We start from the raw sequence: 15,894 nt of genomic DNA, 5'->3' as shown, positions 1-15,894 counted from the left end.
GGGAGATTGGGGTGTTGTGGGGCGCGCGGATCGCATCCGAGCGCCCCATCGCAGCGCATGGCGTACGTCACATCGCCGCGTGGAGGAATCGCGAAGAGTCACAGAGAGCAACATGGCATGCCCATGCTTAGTTACCTGCCGGTAGGAATCTGTCTGACCGGCCGGTCCCCCCTGCTCTCCCACCCCCACCTCAGGACTGACCTTGCGCAGACGCACGAGGCACACCCGTGCCCTCATGCCCGCCTTAGCCGCATCCGCCCTCCTCCTCGCCGCGGGCTGCTCCTCCCCCTCGTCCCAGGCCGAGTCCTCTTTCTCGTCAGCCGGCCGCCAGACGGACGCCCAGACCTCCGCACCCTCCGCCGACCGCTCGCTCGCGGTGGCGACCGCACCCGCCGGCGGCGCCGCGACCGCCGCGGCCCACCCCGGTGACGCCGACGGACGGGCCCACCGGACGAAGCTCAGCGTCAACTCGTACGACAGCAGGACCGGACGGGCGGTCATCTCCTCAGACGCCCCCTCCGGTACTTCGTCCCCTTCCGCCACCGCCTCCGGCACTTCCTCCAACGACGGCGCAGGCGGCGCGAGTTCCCCCGCGGCCCCCTCCCCGACCGCGTCGGAGGCCCCGCACCGCACGGCCGTGGGCGACGTCATCGCCAGCGCGCCGGCGCCCGGTGCGCCGAACGGGCTCCTCGCCGAGGTGACGAAGGTGCTCGGCGAGACCGCCGAGGGCACGGCGGTGCAGACCGAACCCGCCCAGCTCAACGCGCTGCTCGGGGACGAGACCGCGAAGGGCAGCGTGCCGGTCGCCCCGGCCGCCTTCGACATCGACAAGCTGCTGCCCGACGTCGACGTCTCCTGGTCGCGGACGGGTGACGTCCACGTCGGCCCCGAGGGAGCGACCGTCCCGCTCGGCAGCCTGCGGCTCGACGTACGCGCCGACCTGCCGACCGTCGGGAACGAGTCCGCCTCCGCGACCGCCTCCGTCTCCGGTTTTGTACAGGTCGCCCCGCAGGTCGACTTCCGCTACGGCGGCGAGGGCGCCGACATCGCACCCGCCTCGGCCTACCTGGGCGTGTCCGGCGACTGGACCTCCGGCTGGGCCCTCGAAGGCCGCGCCGGCGCCTCCGCCACACCGGTACGGATCCCCTTCGCCACCCTGCACGCCGATCCGGTGCTCCAGGTCGGCCCCGTCCCCGTCGTGGTCAACCTCGACCTGACCTGCTATCTCGAGATCAGCGGCGACGGCAGGATCACCGTCGACGTGGAGCAGAGCCTCGAGGGCGGTTTCAAGGCGGGCGGCACCTTCGGCCTGGGCCAGGGCTGGACGCCCGTCAGCGACTCGGACATGAAGAGCACTCCGGTGCGCACGTCCGTCACCACCGCCGGCAGCGTCAAGGCGGCCCTCGGGGCCCAGGCCTCGGTCGGTCTGTACGGCAGCGTCGGGGTCGTCGCCGACCTGGCGCCCTATGTCCGCGGCGAGGGCACCGGCACGGTCACCGGCACCGACGACGTGTTCGAGGCCGACGGCTCCTGGGCCGTCTACGACGGCGTCGACCTCAGCGGCACCCTGCGGCTGCAGCTGACGATCTTCGGCACACCCGTGTCCCAGCGGGACATCCCGCCGGGCGCTCTGCACCGCGAGTGGAAGCTGGCGGGCGGCGGGACGCCGTAATCCGGCGCCCCGGCCTCAGGCTGCGCCGCCCGGTATCCATCCCTGGCGGCGCAGCACCGAGGACACGTCCGGCGCCTCGTAGTGCTCCCCCTTGAGGACCTTGCCGTCGGCGCGGCGGGCGACCTGGCCGTCGGGGCCCAGCTTGGACATGTTGGCCCGGTGGATCTCGGCGAGCACCGCATCGAGGTCGATCCCGTGCACCAGGGCCGTGCCGTACGCGACGTAGACGACATCGGCCAGCTCGTGCGCGAGCCGGTCCAGCGGGCCGCTCACCGCCACCTCGGCGACCTCCGCGGCCTCCTCCGCGAGCAGCTCCCCGCGATGCTCGGCGAGGCGGGGTGACACCTCCGTGGGCGTGGTGCGGGCGTCGAGCCCGAAGGCACGGTGGAACTCACGGACCAGGTCGGCGGGCGAGGAACTCATGCACAGACTGTAACGACGAGCACTGACACTCGAGTCGCTGAGCCGGTCCGCAAGCCGCCCCACGAGCCGGTGCTGTGAGCCCCGCCCTGGTCAGTACCGCGTGCCGGCTGGCAGGATCGCGACCATGTCCAAGGTGTTCTCCCGGATCGGCAGGCGACGGGCCCTCCAGGGCACGGCCGTCGGTGCCGTCGTCCTCGGGCTGCTGCTGTGGTGGCTGCTGCCGCTGGGCGAGGAGCCACCGAGCGGTTCGATCACGTTCAGCACGGGCACGACGAGCGGCGTCTACTACGAGTACGGCAGTCGGCTGCGCGCCGAGCTCGCCAAGGACATGCCCAACCTGGATGTGAACCTGACGACCAGCAACGGTTCACAGGAGAACGTCGCGCGCGTGGCGACCGGCGACGCGGACTTCACCATCGCCGCCGCGGACGCCGTGGAGACCTACGAGGCGCAGCACCCCGGCTCGGCCGCCCGACTGCGCGGCGTGGCCCGGCTGTACGACGACTACGTGCAGCTGGTGGTGCCCCGTGACTCGGACGTGCGGTCCGTCGCGGACCTCCGGGGCAGGACCGTGGCGACCGGGCTGCCGCGCTCGGGGGTGCGGCTGATCGCCGAGCGGGTGCTCAAGGCGGCCGGCTTGGACCCGGTGAAGGACATCAAGGCCGAGTCGGAGGGCATCGACACCGGCCCCGAGAAGCTGAAGCAGGGCAAGATCGACGCGTTCTTCTGGTCCGGCGGGGTGCCGACGGCGGGACTGGAGAAGCTGGCCGACAGCTTCACCTTCCGGTTCGTGCCGATCGGTCCCGACCTCGTCGCCAAGATGCACGACCTGGACGGCTCCACCGGCTACTACCGGGCCACGAACATGCCCGAGTCCGCTTACCCCACCATCCAGAACGGCTCGACCGTCGCGACGATAGCGGTGTCCAACCTGCTGATGACCCGTACGGACATGGCACCCCGGCTGACCGAGTGGCTGACCCGGACCGTGATCAAGAGCCGCGACGGCATCGGCGCGCACGTGCACTCCGCGCAGTTGGTGGACCTGCGCACCGCCATCTACACCGACCCCCTCAAGCTGCACGAGGGCGCCCGGCGCTACTACCGCTCGGTCAAGCCCTAGTCCCGTCCCCGGCACCGCCGCCCCACGCCACCGCCACCGCCACCGCCCCAAGCTCCCGCTACGACGCGGGCGACCTCGGCACCGTCACCGTCGCCGTCAGTCCGCTGGGCTCGTGGTGGTCGTACGCGAGGGAGCCGCCGCCCGCCGCGAGCAGGGCCCGGGAGATGGACAGGCCCAGGCCCGAGCCCTTGATGTTCTGGTGACGGCCGCTGCGCCAGAAGCGGTCGCCCACGCGCGTGAGCTCCTCGTCGGTCAACCCCGGACCGTTGTCAGTGACGACGATCGTCGAGGTCTCGCCGTCGGCGGCGACGGCCACCTCGACGCTCTCACCCTCCGGGGTGAACTTCACCGCGTTGTCGATCACGGCGTCCAGAGCGCTGGACAGCGTCACCGGGTCGGCCCAGGCCGTGGTGGGTGGGCAGTCGCCCACCAGCCGGACACCCTTGGCCTCGGCGGTGGGCGCCCAGGCGGCGACGCGTTCGGCGGCCAGCGAGCCGATGTCGGTGACCCGCAGATGTGCCTCGGCGTGCTCGGCCAGGGCCAGGTCGAGCAGGTCGTCCAGGACCTGGGCCAGGCGTTTGCCCTCGCTCTGGACGGAGGCGATCTCCTCGTTGCCCTCCGGGAGCTCGTAGGCCAGCAGTTCGATGCGCAGCAGCAGTGCGGCGAGCGGGTTGCGCAGTTGGTGCGAGGCGTCGGCGACGAAGGCGCGCTGCTGTTCCAGCACCTCCTCGACGTTGTCCGCCATCTCGTTGAACGACCGGGCCAGCCGCCTGAGTTCCGGCGGTCCACCGGACACGGCGACCCGGGATTTCAGGCGGCCGCTGGCGATCGAATGGGTGGTGGTGTCCAGGACGCGCACGGGCTTGAGCACCCAGCCGGTCAACCGCAGGGCGGCGCCGATGGCCAGCAGCATCGCGGCGACCTCGCCCGCGCCGATGACCAGCCAGCCGTGCAGGATCCTCGAACGCATCGGCCCGGTGGGCGAGTCGGTGACGACGACCGCGACGACGTCACCGTCCCGGATGACCGGCGACGCCACGACGAGCCGGTTGCGCTGCCACGGCCACACCTGCTTGGGGTCGTGGCTGCGACGGCTGAGCAGCGCCTCCTCGAACGCGTCCCGCACCTCGCCCGATTCGGGGAGGTACCAGTCGCGCGGAGCATGAGCCATGGGGGTGTCGGTGCCGTAGAAGACACCGGCACGGATGCCGTAGACGTCGTAGTAGCTGTCGAGCTCGCGCCTGAGCGTCTCGCGTCGCTCGTTCGTGGAGGCCGACGCGTCGTCGCCGGTACTCGAAGAGAGGGTGACGAACTGGGCGAGCGCGGCGAAGCGAGCGGTGTCGTCGATGCGGTCGACGACCACGTTCTGCTGCTGGGCGCCCGCCACGCTGACGGCCAGCGGCACCCCGAGGGCCAGCAGCACGGCGGCCATGAGGACGATGAGCAGCGGCAGGAGACGTTTATGCAACTACGGTCCCCGCTACGCGGCCGGGGCGACGAGCCGGTATCCGACGCCGCGCACGGTCTCGATCAGCGCGGGCATGCGCAGCTTGGCGCGCAGGGAGGCCACATGCACCTCCAGGGTGCGCCCGGTCCCCTCCCAGCTGGTACGCCACACCTCGCTGATGATCTGCTCCCGGCGGAAGACCACCCCGGGGCGCTGCGCCAGCAGCGCCAGGAGGTCGAACTCCTTGCGGGTCAGCTGGACGACCTTGCCGTCCACCGTGACGCGCCGCGTGGGCAGCTCGATGTGCACGGCGCCCAGGCGCAGCGCGCTCTCACCGCCGACGGCCGGGTCCTCGTGGACCGTGCGGCGGCTGACCGCGTGGATGCGGGCGAGCAGCTCCCCGGTGTCGTACGGCTTCACCACGTAGTCGTCGGCCCCCATGTTGAGGCCGTGGATGCGGGAGCGGACGTCGGAGCGGGCGGTCACCATGATCACCGGCGTGGCGGTGCGCTTGCGGATCTTGCCGCAGACCTCGTATCCGTCCTGGTCGGGCAGGCCCAGGTCGAGCAGCACGACCCCGAAGCCGGGGCCCTCCGGGACGAGTGCCTGGAGCGCTTCCTCGCCGCTACGCGCGTGCGTGACGTCGAAACCGTGCCGCTTGAGGACCGCGGACAGGGCGGCGGCGACATGGTTGTCGTCCTCGACGAGCAGCAGTCTCATCCCGGCCTCCTTCGGTTCATCGGGCATACGGTCTGACTCACTGAAACGGGCGTACGGTTCTCGGTAGCGGAAAAAACCCGGCACACGCGTGTGTGCATCATGGCAGTCACGCTGATGGACGAAGACGCAGTCAAGAGAGTTCCGGTTGCGCGCTGCTTCCGTTACTGGCCCGATACGCACGCAGGTCACAAGTGCTACGACACGTGTCCGATTGCTATCGGATCGTGATGCTCAGATTCCCCTCAGATGTAATGACGCTGGTCGCGGCTGGTCACTACTGTCCTCCGAAACCGAGGAGGACGGAGCCCCCGAGCGATGACCGAAGTATCGGTGACCAAGGAAGACGCGGTCGCGAGCGGTGAACTGGTCGTCCTGAAGAGCGTCAACAAGCACTTCGGCGCGTTGCACGTTCTCCAGGACATCGACCTCACGATCAACCGCGGCGAGGTCGTCGTGGTCATCGGACCCTCCGGGTCCGGGAAGTCGACCCTGTGCCGCACCATCAACCGCCTGGAGACCATCGACGAGGGCACGATCGCGATCGACGGAAAGCCGCTGCCCCAGGAGGGCAAGGCACTCGCCCGGCTGCGCGCCGACGTCGGCATGGTGTTCCAGTCGTTCAACCTGTTCGCGCACAAGACCGTGCTCGAGAACGTGATGCTCGGCCAGATCAAGGTCCGCAGGGCCGACAAGAAGGCGGCCGAGGAGAAGGCCCGCACCCTCCTCGACCGGGTCGGCGTGGGAACCCAGGCCGACAAGTACCCGGCGCAGCTCTCTGGCGGCCAGCAGCAGCGCGTCGCCATCGCGCGGGCGCTGGCGATGGACCCGAAGGTCATGCTCTTCGACGAGCCGACCTCGGCCCTGGACCCCGAGATGATCAACGAGGTCCTCGAGGTCATGCAGCAGCTGGCCCGGGACGGCATGACCATGATCGTCGTCACCCACGAGATGGGTTTCGCACGATCGGCTGCAAACCGCGTGGTGTTCATGGCCGACGGACGCATCGTCGAAGAGGCTGCGCCCGATCGGTTCTTCAGCAATCCGCGCAGCGACCGTGCCAAGGACTTCCTGTCGAAGATCCTGCACCACTGACGGAACCCGCACCGCCCGCAGTACGTCATCACTCTTCTAAGGAAGTTCCTCATGAAGCTTCGCAAGGTCACCGCCGTCTCGGCCGCAGCTCTCGTCCTCGCCCTGACCGCCACCGCGTGCGGCAGCGACGACAAGAAGGACGACACCGGCAGCAGCGCCTCCAGCAGCGGAAGCGGCAGCGGCGGCAAGATCAAGATCGGCATCAAGTACGACCAGCCCGGCCTCGGTCTGAAGAAGCCGGACGGGTCCTTCGCCGGCTTCGACGTGGACGTCGCCACGTATGTCGCCAAGGAGCTCGGCTACGAGCCGAACCAGATCGAGTTCGTCGAGACCAAGAGCGCCGACCGCGAGAACGCCATCTCGCGCGGTGACGTGAAGTTCATCGCGGCCACCTACTCGATCACCGACGAGCGCAAGAAGAAGGTCGACTTCGCCGGCCCGTACCTGCTGGCCCACCAGGACCTGCTGGTCAAGTCGGACTCGGACATCTCCAAGGGCACGGACCTCAACGGCAAGAACCTGTGTTCCGTGACCGGTTCGACGTCGGCGCAGAACGTGCAGAAGTCGATCGCGCCCAAGGCGAACCTGAAGGAGGTCAGCACCTACTCGGAGTGCCTGGCCGGTCTGCAGAGCGGCGCCATCGACGCGCTGACCACGGACGACTCGATCCTCGCGGGCTTCGCGGCCCAGGACCAGTACAAGGGCAAGTTCAAGCTCGCGGGCCTCAAGCTCAGCAACGAGAACTACGGCATCGGCGTCAAGAAGGGCGACACGGCCACCACGGACAAGATCAACGCCGCCCTGGAGAAGATGGTCAGCGACGGCTCCTGGGACAAGGCGGTCACCGCCAACTTCGGCCCGGCGAACTACAAGAACGAGCCGGCCCCGAAGATCGGCGTCATCGTCCCGAAGGCCTCCTAGTCACAGCCCAGCTCAGCGGGGTTTCCTGCGGCGCGCCGCCGTCCGTCGCGATCACGGCGGCGGCGCGCCGCACCCTCCTCATACGCCACCCAGCCGGAAGCGCGGGAGATCGTGTTCGACTTTCTTGAAGGTTACGACGTCCTAGGGGCGTTCTGGATGACGGTGAAGCTCACCGCCCTCTCCGCCGTGGGCTCGCTGGTCTGGGGCACCCTGCTGGCCGCCATGCGGGTCAGCCCCGTCCCGCTGATGCGCGGATTCGCCACCGTGTACGTCAACATCGTCCGGAACATCCCTCTGACGGTCATCATCCTGTTCAGTTCGCTCGGCCTGGCCGACGTCTTCGGTATGACCATGGGCGCCGACGACTTCAAGGTGCAGGGCTTCCGGCTGGCCGTGCTCGGCCTGGTCGGCTATACCGCGGCCTTCGTCTGCGAGGCGATCCGCTCCGGCATCAACACCGTGCCCATGGGACAGGCGGAGGCGGCTCGGGCGATCGGGCTGAGCTTCAGCCAGACCCTCACGCTCGTCATCCTCCCGCAGGCCTTCCGCTCGGTCATCGGTCCGCTCGCCAACGTCCTGATCGCGCTGACCAAGAACACCACGGTGGCGGCCGCCATCGGCGTCGCCGAGGCCGCCTACCTGATGAAGACAATGATCGAGAACGAAGCGCAGACGCTGCTCATCGGCGCGGTCTTCGCGTTCGGGTTCGTGGTACTGACCCTGCCGACCGGCCTCATCCTCGGCTGGCTGGGCAAGCGACTGGCGGTGAAGCGATGAGCTCGGTCCTCTACGACACTCCCGGCCCCCGCGCCAAACTCCGCAACACCGTCCTCTCGGTGATCTTCTTCGTGCTCCTCGCCCTGGTCGTGGTGTGGGCATGGCAAAAGATGGACGAGAAGAACCAGCTCACCTCCGCCCTGTGGAAGCCGTTCACCGAGTCCGAGGCCTGGACGACGTATCTGCTGCCCGGCCTCGCCAACACGCTGAAGGCAGCGGCCCTGGCCATGGTGATCGCCCTTCCGCTGGGCGCCGTCCTCGGCATCTCCCGGCTGTCCGACCACCGCTGGGTGCGGGGCGTGGCCGGCACGATCGTCGAGTTCTTCCGGGCCATCCCGGTGCTGCTGCTGATGCTGTTCGCCAACGAGTTCTACGCCCGCTCCACGGACGTCACCCCCGAGGACCGGCCGCTCTACGCGGTCGTCACCGGCCTGGTGCTCTACAACGCCGCGGTCCTCGCCGAGGTCGTCCGGGCCGGCATCCTCGCCCTGCCCAGGGGGCAGACGGAGGCCGCCTACGCCATCGGCCTGCGCAAGGGCCAGACGATGAGCAGCATCCTGCTCCCGCAGGCGGTCACCGCGATGCTCCCGGCGATCGTCAGCCAGCTCGTGGTCATCGTGAAGGACACCGCGCTCGGCGGTGTGATGATCGGCTTCACCGAGCTGCTCAACTCGCGCGGCACGCTCGCGGCGAACTACGCCAACGTGATCCCGAGCTTCATCGTGGTCGCGGTCATGTTCATCATCCTGAACTTCATCCTGACCAGCTTCGCGAGCTGGCTGGAGCGCCGCCTGCGACGCAGCAAGCGCAGCACGGGCGCGGTGCTCGGCGTCGAGAAGGTCGACGACCTGAACGCGGCCGAGGTCGGTGGCACGTTCGGCACCGGCGCGGGCGGCTCGATCTGACGTACTCTCAAGTCATGTGACCTGTACGAAGGCAGTGGCGCGCTCGCCACTGCCTTTCGTCACTTGACGCAAGCAGCGGCAATGGGTTGCATACGTTCTGTGATCGTGCACCCTGCTCCTACCTCTTGTTCACTTACGTCCCTCAGGACACCGTCGCGGGCAGGGGGCGGCACGCCGTGGACCCGGTGATCATCGTCGGAGCGGGGCCGGTCGGGCTCACGCTCGCCCTGGCGCTGGCCCGCCAGCAGGTGCCGTCCGTGGTCCTCGACGAGGGACCGGGCAAGGACGAACCACGGCTCGCGCGCACCGTCGTGCTGCGCGAGGACACCGCCGCCCTCATGGCGCGCCTGACCGGGGCGCCCCTCGACGCGGCCGGGGTGCACTGGGCCGGATGGCGGTCGATGCGGCGCAAGCAGGTGACCCGTGAGATCACTTTCGACGACGCCGACGACCCCGCTCCCCTGCACATCGCCCAGCATGTGCTGACAGGCGCCCTGCGCGCCGCCCTCATCGGCGAGCGGCTGGTGAAGATCGTCGTGGACAGCCGGCTGGACACCGTCGAGCAGGAACCTTCCGGTGTCACGGCCCACACCCGCGGCCCCAAGGGCACCTGGTGGCGCGGCAGCCACCTGGTCGGCTGCGACGGCCCGCGCTCCACGGTCCGCAAAATCCTCGACATCCGCTTCCCCGGCCGCACGGCGGTGGAACGACACGCCGTGGCCGCGCTGCGCACGGAACTTCCGTGGGCCGACGAGGCGTTGCTCCATCGGACACCGCCGTGGCGGACGTCCGGTCCCTCCACCGGGGAAGTCACCGGACGACCGCTGCCGGACGGCGTCTGGCGACTGGACTGGCTGCTGCCGCCCGGCAAGGACCTCGTCACGCCCGAACTGCTCGTGGCCCGCGTCCGCGAGACCCTGGCGGGCTGGAGCAACGGCTCCACTCCCCCGTACGAACTGCTGGACACCGGCGTGCACACCGTGCACCACCGGCTGGCCCGCCGCTGGCGCGTTGGGCGGGTCTTCCTCGCCGGGGACGCCGCGCATCTGCTCGGCGCGCTCGGCACCCAAGGCCTCGACGAAGGCCTGCGGGACGCCGACAACCTCGCCTGGAAGCTGTCCCTGGCCTGGCACCACGGGCCGCACGAGGGCTTGCTCGACAGCTACCAGGCGGAGCGGCGCGCGGCCGTCGCCGCCCGGCTGCGCGCCGCCGACCAGGCGCTGCCGCTGCTGCGCGGCGGCGCCGGCATAAGGGCCTACGTCCCCGGCGCGGTCCGCGGCCACGACGTGCTGCTCGCCGAGGGCCATCTGGGACGCGGTCCGCTGGGCGCTCCGGGCACGTACGGCGCCTCCCCGCTCGCGCCCCGGCACCTGGAGGCGGAGGTGCCGGTGGACACGCCTCCCGGCGCACCGGTCGAGGACGTCCTCGTGACGGCGGAGGACGGCACCTTCGTACGGCTGCGCGACCGGCTCGGGCGCGGCGCCCTCCTCGTCCTGCTGATCGCGCCGGGCACGGGCGTGTGGGAACGCAGGCACTGGGTGAGCGCCGGCATCATGCCTCGGCTCGCCGCCGCGGTGACGGCCCTGCCGAGCCCGGCCGAGCTGCTGGTGGCCGAGAGCTACCCCGGGGCGGCCGCCCACACCGTCCTGCTGATCCGTCCCGACGGCCATCTGGTCACCGCGCTCAACGGGGTGCGCGCGGCCGATCTGTACGCGGCGGCGGAGGCGGCGGTCGGGGGTCCGGCGGGGACACAGGAAGCATCCTCGGCGGGGGCCACGGCGGGCTCGGCGGCCAAGTGACGGAACGGGCGGCGCCCCGACGCCCACTCGTGCGACGACGACGCGACCGTACCGGCTGTCACTGTGCGGTCCACATGGTGACAGCGAGTTGACCGGGTTGCACCGTCATGGTGTACTCCGGATCGTGACCGACACCTGTGTGCGCCTGTGGCGGAGGGTCCATATGGACCTCGTCCGCTATGCGGGCTGCGTGTGTCATCCGTCCTGCTGAATTCGCATCCCCCTTCTCCGGCGCGCGCCGCCGATGCGCCCCAGCGCTCGTGCTCAGCCGCACGCTCCCCGCGAACGTTCCCAGGACGGTATCCGTGTCTGTCTCCCCCTCCCTTCCCACCGCCGTCACCGCCGCCGCGCCCACGCAGGCGGAGCTCCTCGACTTCGTCCGGCGCACGGCGGCCGACGCCGAGCTGATCTCCTCGCTCCCCCTCGACCCCGAAGGCCGCACCTGGGTGCGTCTGGAGGGCCCCGGCGGCAGCGAGGCCTGGCTGATCGGCTGGCCGCCCGGCACGGGCACCGGCTGGCACGACCACGCGGACTCGGTGGGCGCCTTCCTGACCGCGCAGGGCGAGCTGAAGGAGCACTCGCTCGCCGCACGGCTGCCCAGCGACGGCTGGAAGACCCTGGAGCTGACGGAGGGCGTGGACCGGTCGCGCACGCTGCCGGCCGGCCGCGGCCGCTCCTTCGGGCATCACCACGTCCACGAGGTCCTCAACGAGTCCACCGAGGAACACGCGATCTCCGTTCACGCCTACTACCCGCCGCTGCCGCGCATCCGCCGCTACAGCCGTACCGGACAGGTGCTGCGGCTGGAGCAGGTAGAGCGTCCGGAGGACTGGCAGTGAGCGGCGCGAGCGCGCCTCGGCCGGACCGCCCGAGCGGTGAACAGCCACCCGGCATAGACGAGTTGCTCGAACGGGTCCGGGCGGGGTACGCGCGCGTGGAGGCGCGGGCGGCCTACGAGGCCGCCCGCGCGGGCGAGGCGCTGCTCGTCGACATCCGGTACGCGGCCCTGCGCGAGCGGGACGGTCTGATCCCCGGCGCGCTGATCGTCGAGCGCAACGAGTTGGAGTGGCGTCTCGACCCCCAGGGCAGTCATCGCCTCCCCGAGGCCACGAGCCACGAGGTGCGGGCGGTCGTGATCTGCAACGAGGGCTACGCGTCGAGCCTGGCCGTCGCGTCGTTGCACCAACTGGGGCTGCACCGGACCACCGACCTCGTCGGCGGTTTCCAGGCGTGGAAGTCGGCAGGCCTCCCGGTGACGCCGTAGCCGGACCGCGCGCGTGCCGGGCTCAGTCGTCCGGCGGGCAGTTCGGGAGCGCGGGGACCCAGGCATGAGGGGGCCGCCTTTCGGGAGGACTGGTGACAGTCCTCGTGACCTCGTAGGCGCGACGAAGGGCGCAGGCGGCAGCAGACGGTACCCGCGGGCCGGACGAGCTCACCCCTCCGGGAGCGCAAGGTAACCCTGCGCTCCCCAGAGGTCTCACCGGCCACGCCCCGGACAGGCCGGGGGAAGGCCTCAGTGCCTGGCCGTCGGTCAGTCCCTGGCCGTAGCGACCGTCACCGCGCGGACCCTGAGCGCCACGCGTCCCGGCACGGCCGTGGCGACGAGGGCGAGCAGTCCCGCCCCGGCGACCACCGTGGCGTACGCGAGCGGCACGACCGCCGGCGCCGCCCGCCCGGTCATGCCGACGCTGAACGCGGTCAGGACGGCCAGGGCGACGGCACTGCCGAGGGCAGCAGCCAGCAGGAGTACCGACAGGGCTTCGGTGCGCAGCATCCGCAGCACCTGCCGGCGGGTCGCCCCCGCGAGGCGCAGCAGCGCGAACTCCCGGACGCGTTCGGAGACCGACATGGCGAGCGTGTTGACCACGGCGATGGCGGTGAACGCCAGGACGAGTCCCATGGCCAGGAGGTTGACCTCGGCGTTCGCCTGCTGCCGCGCGGCCTGAACCGAGTCGGCGGCGGCCGGAGAAATCACCGCGAGTCCCGGGAACTCACGGAGCGTAGTCGAGAGTTGTGTCTGTGTACGGGCCGTGCTGACGAGGAGGGAGGAGGAGAGAGGGTTGTCGACATGGCGTGCGACCAGGTCGTGCGCGAAGGTGAGGTCTCCGAAGCCGAGGCCCCTGGCGTAGACGGCGGCGACGGTAAGTGTGGCGGGCGTGCCGTCGCCGAGCGTGAGCTTCAGGGTGCTTCCCGGCGTCAAGTGCAGCTGGTCCGCGGCCAGTTCGCTGACGGCGACGGTGCGCTCGGTGAGCCTGTCGAGGGAACCGGCGGTGACGTCCGGATCCCAGGTACGGGTGAGGCCGCCCGGAGTGACGCCCTGGGCCGCGTACTTGTCGAGCCCGACCCGGACGGTCGTACGGACCACTTCGGTGACGACGTCGTGTCGCGTACGGAGTCGTCGTGCCGCGGCGCTCGGGACGCCGGGCCCCTGGGAGGCGACGACCCAGTCGGCGCGGACGCCGTCGCGGGCCTGGGCGCGGGCCGCGTCGCCGAGAGTGGGCTGCACGAAGAGGACCGTGCAGGTCATACCGATGAGCAGGGTGAGAGGGGTGACGACCGAGGCCATACGGACGGCGTTGCCGCGAAGGTTGGCGGTGGCGAGCCTGCCGGAGGGACCGGTCAGGCGCAGTGGGCGGGCCAGGAGAAGGACGGCCGTCTTGACCAGGAGCGGCCCGAGCAGAGCGACGGAGGTGGACAGCACGACGACGGCGAGGAACGTCACGGGCGTCGACGCGGGCTCGGTACGCAGGACGCTCAGCACAGCGACGAGGACAGCACCGGCGGCGAACAGCAGCAGACCTGCCAGGATGCGACCCCAGGCAGGGCGGGTGCGCTCGGTACGGGCCTCGGCGAGCGCTTCGGCCGGGCGGATCCGGGACACCCGGCGGGAGGCGATCCGTGCCGAGCCCCAGGCACCGAACAGGGTCGCGGCGACGGCGGCGAGGGGAGGGAACCCGCTCACGGTGTGCTGGAGCGTGGCGGGCACGGCGCCCAGGGCGACGAACCTGCCGTGCAGCCAGCCGCCCAGGGGCAGTCCGAGGAGTGCTCCGGCCGTGCCCGCGGCCGAGCCGACGATCAGCGCCTCGCGCCCGAGGAGCCTGCGGATCTGCCCCGAGGTGGCGGCGATGGCACGCAGCAGGGCGAGTTCGCGCTGTCGCTGCTGGACGGAGAGCGCGAACGTCCCGACGACCACGAGAACCGCCACGAGCAGCGAGGTGCCGCCCATCGCTCCGCCGATGCTGACCAGCTTGGTGCGGGCCGCGGCGGCGTCCAGGAACTCGACCGGACCACGGGCGTCACCGGCGCTGACCTGAGCACCGGTGCCGCGCAGCGCCGTGGCCACGGCATCCCGGAGCCGGCCCGGCTCGATGCCCGCCTCGGGGACCACTCCGAACGCGGTGACCTGCCCGGGGTGTGCGGCGAGACGGCGGGCCTCGACGGCGGAGAAGAAGAGGGCGCTCTGGTGGCGCACGGAGGACGAGGTGGGGGTGGAGGAGGAGGGTGCGGGGACGGGGGCGGGGGAAGCGATACCGGAGACGCGGTAGGTGCGCGGTGCCTGGGTCGACTGAACCGTGAGCCGGTCGCCGGGTGCGAGGTGGGCGCGGGTGGCGAGGTCGCTGTCGACGACCACGTCGGTGGCGGCTGCGGGAGCGGTGCCGGCAGTGAGGCGGTACGGCGTCAGCGCGGCGGACTCCCAGGCGTGCCCGTAGGCGGGTCTGTCGTCGGCCGCCGCCGGGGCGCCGTCGGGGGTCAACGGCTCTGCGAGGAAGGTGAGTTCGGGGATCACGCGGGCGACACCGGGTGTGGTGACCAGCCTGCGCTCGAGGTCTGCGGGGAGCCAGGCGCGTTCGGCGATGGGTTTGGCCTTGTGCTTGACCTTGGTCTTGCCCTTCTTGTGCTTGACGGTGGTCCGGTGGACGTTCTGGTCGGCGGAGACCACGACCGGGGCCGCGGCGTAGCGCTCGGTACTGATGACGCCCCGCAGCCCCGTCTCCAGGAGGGTGCCGCATGCGGTGATCAGGGCGGCTGCGCACATCAGCGCGACGAAGGCGCCTGAGAAGCCCGCCTTCCGGGCGCGGACGGTCTTCAGGGCGTAGCGCAGCATCATGAGGGGTCGGCCTCTCGTGTGTTGCGGGCGTCGAGGGTGTCGCGGGTCTCGCGTGCGGGAGCGGGGAAGGCGAGGAAGCGGGTGAGCAGGGTGCGCGCATCCGGCGGGGTCTCGGAGTCGGGTCGCTTGTAGCGGTTGAGGAGGGCGATGTACTCCTCGAAGAACTCCCGGAGTTCGGGCAGCGTGAGCCGGATGCTGCCGCGCGAGTAGGGGAAGGCGTCCGCCCACGGGTCGGCGTCGTCCGCGTCCCGCTGGAGCCGTTCGAAGAGGTCCAGGTCGGCCGCGTAGGCATGGTGGTTCAGCTCGTCCATGACGTGCCGCATCTCGGGACTCTGACGGCTGCGCGGCGGGAACCGCAGGTCGCCGGGGACCGCCCGCCACCAGCGCTCGCGGTGCGCGGAGGGCTCAGCACGCCGCGCCTCGGCTGTCTCCGCACCCTTGTGCGCGGGCCTCTCCCCGGCTACCGCCCCGGCCGCCCTATCCGTTCCGTCCGCCCCGTCCGTCTCCTCGACGAAGCCGTACCTGGCCAGCTCGCGCAGGTGGTAGCTGGTGGATCCGGTGTTCAGGCCGAGAGCCCGGGCGAGGGTCGCCGAGGTGGCGGGGCCGTGCAGGGTGAGGTGTTCGAGCATGCGCTGACGGCGTGGCTGCGCGAGCGCCTTGAGCGCGGCGAGATCGCCGAGTTCGACGGAGGCCGTGGAGGTGTGCGCCTCGGAGGGCTCTTTGGCACCGGGTTCCTTGGACATGCGTACACAGTCGCCTGTGCACGGACCCTTGTGCACTGAGGTGGTCCGGCGTCCTCAGTGGGGGGTTATCCCCACCCCGAGGCTGGGAAGCCGGCACCTCGCGGGCGGGCTGGAGACGTGGCTCATGCCCGGCGGAAGGGAGGGTGTGCGGTACTCGGTGCCGG

Annotated in this window: 15 protein-coding genes; 10 read left to right on the top strand and 5 right to left on the bottom strand. The window is 70.9% G+C overall.

Annotated features, from left to right (window positions below; genetic code table 11):
* Window positions 1-235: 235 nt before the first annotated feature.
* Window positions 236-1,672, top strand: a complete 1,437-nt coding sequence (locus AB0J04_RS11430; protein WP_363168137.1) for a hypothetical protein — start codon at window positions 236-238, stop codon at window positions 1,670-1,672.
* Window positions 1,673-1,687: 15 nt separating this feature from the next.
* Here AB0J04_RS11430 and AB0J04_RS11425 read toward each other — a convergent pair whose 3' ends face one another.
* Window positions 1,688-2,095 (bottom strand): MazG nucleotide pyrophosphohydrolase domain-containing protein, encoded by a 408-nt coding sequence (locus tag AB0J04_RS11425; protein ID WP_363168136.1) that lies wholly within the window; start codon window positions 2,093-2,095, stop codon window positions 1,688-1,690.
* A gap of 124 nt (window positions 2,096-2,219) precedes the next feature.
* On the opposite strand from AB0J04_RS11425, the gene AB0J04_RS11420 reads away from it, so the two are divergent.
* Complete coding sequence (locus tag AB0J04_RS11420; RefSeq protein ID WP_363168135.1) at window positions 2,220-3,218, top strand: TAXI family TRAP transporter solute-binding subunit; 999 nt, start codon at window positions 2,220-2,222, stop codon at window positions 3,216-3,218.
* A 58-nt stretch (window positions 3,219-3,276) separates the two neighbouring features.
* On the opposite strand, the gene AB0J04_RS11415 is transcribed toward AB0J04_RS11420, so the two are convergent.
* Together AB0J04_RS11415 and AB0J04_RS11410 are read right to left on the bottom strand one after the other, a co-directional pair.
* Window positions 3,277-4,686, bottom strand: a complete 1,410-nt coding sequence (locus tag AB0J04_RS11415; RefSeq protein WP_363168134.1) for a HAMP domain-containing sensor histidine kinase — start codon at window positions 4,684-4,686, stop codon at window positions 3,277-3,279.
* A gap of 12 nt (window positions 4,687-4,698) precedes the next feature.
* Window positions 4,699-5,385 carry a response regulator transcription factor gene (locus AB0J04_RS11410; protein WP_363168133.1) on the bottom strand — a complete coding sequence of 229 codons (687 nt, stop codon included), beginning with the start codon at window positions 5,383-5,385 and terminating at the stop codon, window positions 4,699-4,701.
* Between the two features lie 315 nt (window positions 5,386-5,700).
* Here AB0J04_RS11410 and AB0J04_RS11405 point away from each other — a divergent pair, with 315 nt between their 5' ends.
* The 8 genes from AB0J04_RS11405 (at window position 5,701) to AB0J04_RS11370 (ending at window position 12,143) form a co-directional block, all read left to right on the top strand.
* Entirely contained in the window at window positions 5,701-6,477 is a 777-nt protein-coding gene (locus AB0J04_RS11405; RefSeq protein WP_363168132.1) for an amino acid ABC transporter ATP-binding protein, read from the top strand.
* Window positions 6,478-6,528: 51 nt separating this feature from the next.
* Window positions 6,529-7,398: a glutamate ABC transporter substrate-binding protein gene (locus AB0J04_RS11400; protein ID WP_363168131.1), complete on the top strand. Its 870-nt coding sequence runs from the start codon at window positions 6,529-6,531 to the stop codon at window positions 7,396-7,398.
* A 111-nt stretch (window positions 7,399-7,509) separates the two neighbouring features.
* On the top strand, window positions 7,510-8,175 hold the full coding sequence (locus tag AB0J04_RS11395) for an amino acid ABC transporter permease (RefSeq protein WP_363168130.1): 666 nt from the start codon (window positions 7,510-7,512) through the stop codon (window positions 8,173-8,175).
* A complete protein-coding gene (locus AB0J04_RS11390) occupies window positions 8,172-9,080 on the top strand; it encodes an amino acid ABC transporter permease (RefSeq protein ID WP_363168129.1) in 909 nt (302 codons plus the stop codon). The genes AB0J04_RS11395 and AB0J04_RS11390 overlap by 4 nt, the downstream gene beginning before the upstream one ends.
* 176 nt (window positions 9,081-9,256) lie before the next feature.
* Window positions 9,257-10,879: an FAD-dependent monooxygenase gene (locus AB0J04_RS11385; protein WP_363168128.1), complete on the top strand. Its 1,623-nt coding sequence runs from the start codon at window positions 9,257-9,259 to the stop codon at window positions 10,877-10,879.
* A gap of 124 nt (window positions 10,880-11,003) precedes the next feature.
* Entirely contained in the window at window positions 11,004-11,090 is an 87-nt protein-coding gene (locus tag AB0J04_RS11380; protein WP_350958930.1) for a putative leader peptide, read from the top strand.
* A 94-nt stretch (window positions 11,091-11,184) separates the two neighbouring features.
* The gene (locus AB0J04_RS11375; RefSeq protein ID WP_363168127.1) at window positions 11,185-11,718 is read left to right on the top strand and encodes a cysteine dioxygenase; all 534 of its coding nucleotides are present in this window, start codon (window positions 11,185-11,187) and stop codon (window positions 11,716-11,718) included.
* Window positions 11,715-12,143 carry a rhodanese-like domain-containing protein gene (locus AB0J04_RS11370; RefSeq protein ID WP_363168126.1) on the top strand — a complete coding sequence of 143 codons (429 nt, stop codon included), beginning with the start codon at window positions 11,715-11,717 and terminating at the stop codon, window positions 12,141-12,143. Before AB0J04_RS11375 ends, AB0J04_RS11370 begins: the two co-directional genes overlap by 4 nt.
* A gap of 267 nt (window positions 12,144-12,410) precedes the next feature.
* Here the strand turns inward: AB0J04_RS11370 and AB0J04_RS11365 are convergent, their stop codons facing one another.
* Both AB0J04_RS11365 and AB0J04_RS11360 read right to left on the bottom strand, forming a co-directional pair.
* Window positions 12,411-14,987: an ABC transporter permease gene (locus AB0J04_RS11365; protein WP_363168125.1), complete on the bottom strand. Its 2,577-nt coding sequence runs from the start codon at window positions 14,985-14,987 to the stop codon at window positions 12,411-12,413.
* Complete coding sequence (locus AB0J04_RS11360) at window positions 14,984-15,730, bottom strand: helix-turn-helix domain-containing protein (protein ID WP_363168124.1); 747 nt, start codon at window positions 15,728-15,730, stop codon at window positions 14,984-14,986. Before AB0J04_RS11360 ends, AB0J04_RS11365 begins: the two co-directional genes overlap by 4 nt.
* Window positions 15,731-15,894: the final 164 nt, after the last annotated feature.

The organism is Streptomyces sp. NPDC050263, assembly GCF_040655955.1.
Lineage (GTDB): Bacteria > Actinomycetota > Actinomycetes > Streptomycetales > Streptomycetaceae > Streptomyces.
Note: the sequence above shows the minus strand (reverse complement) of the source record. Positions and strands in the feature narration are given on the sequence as shown.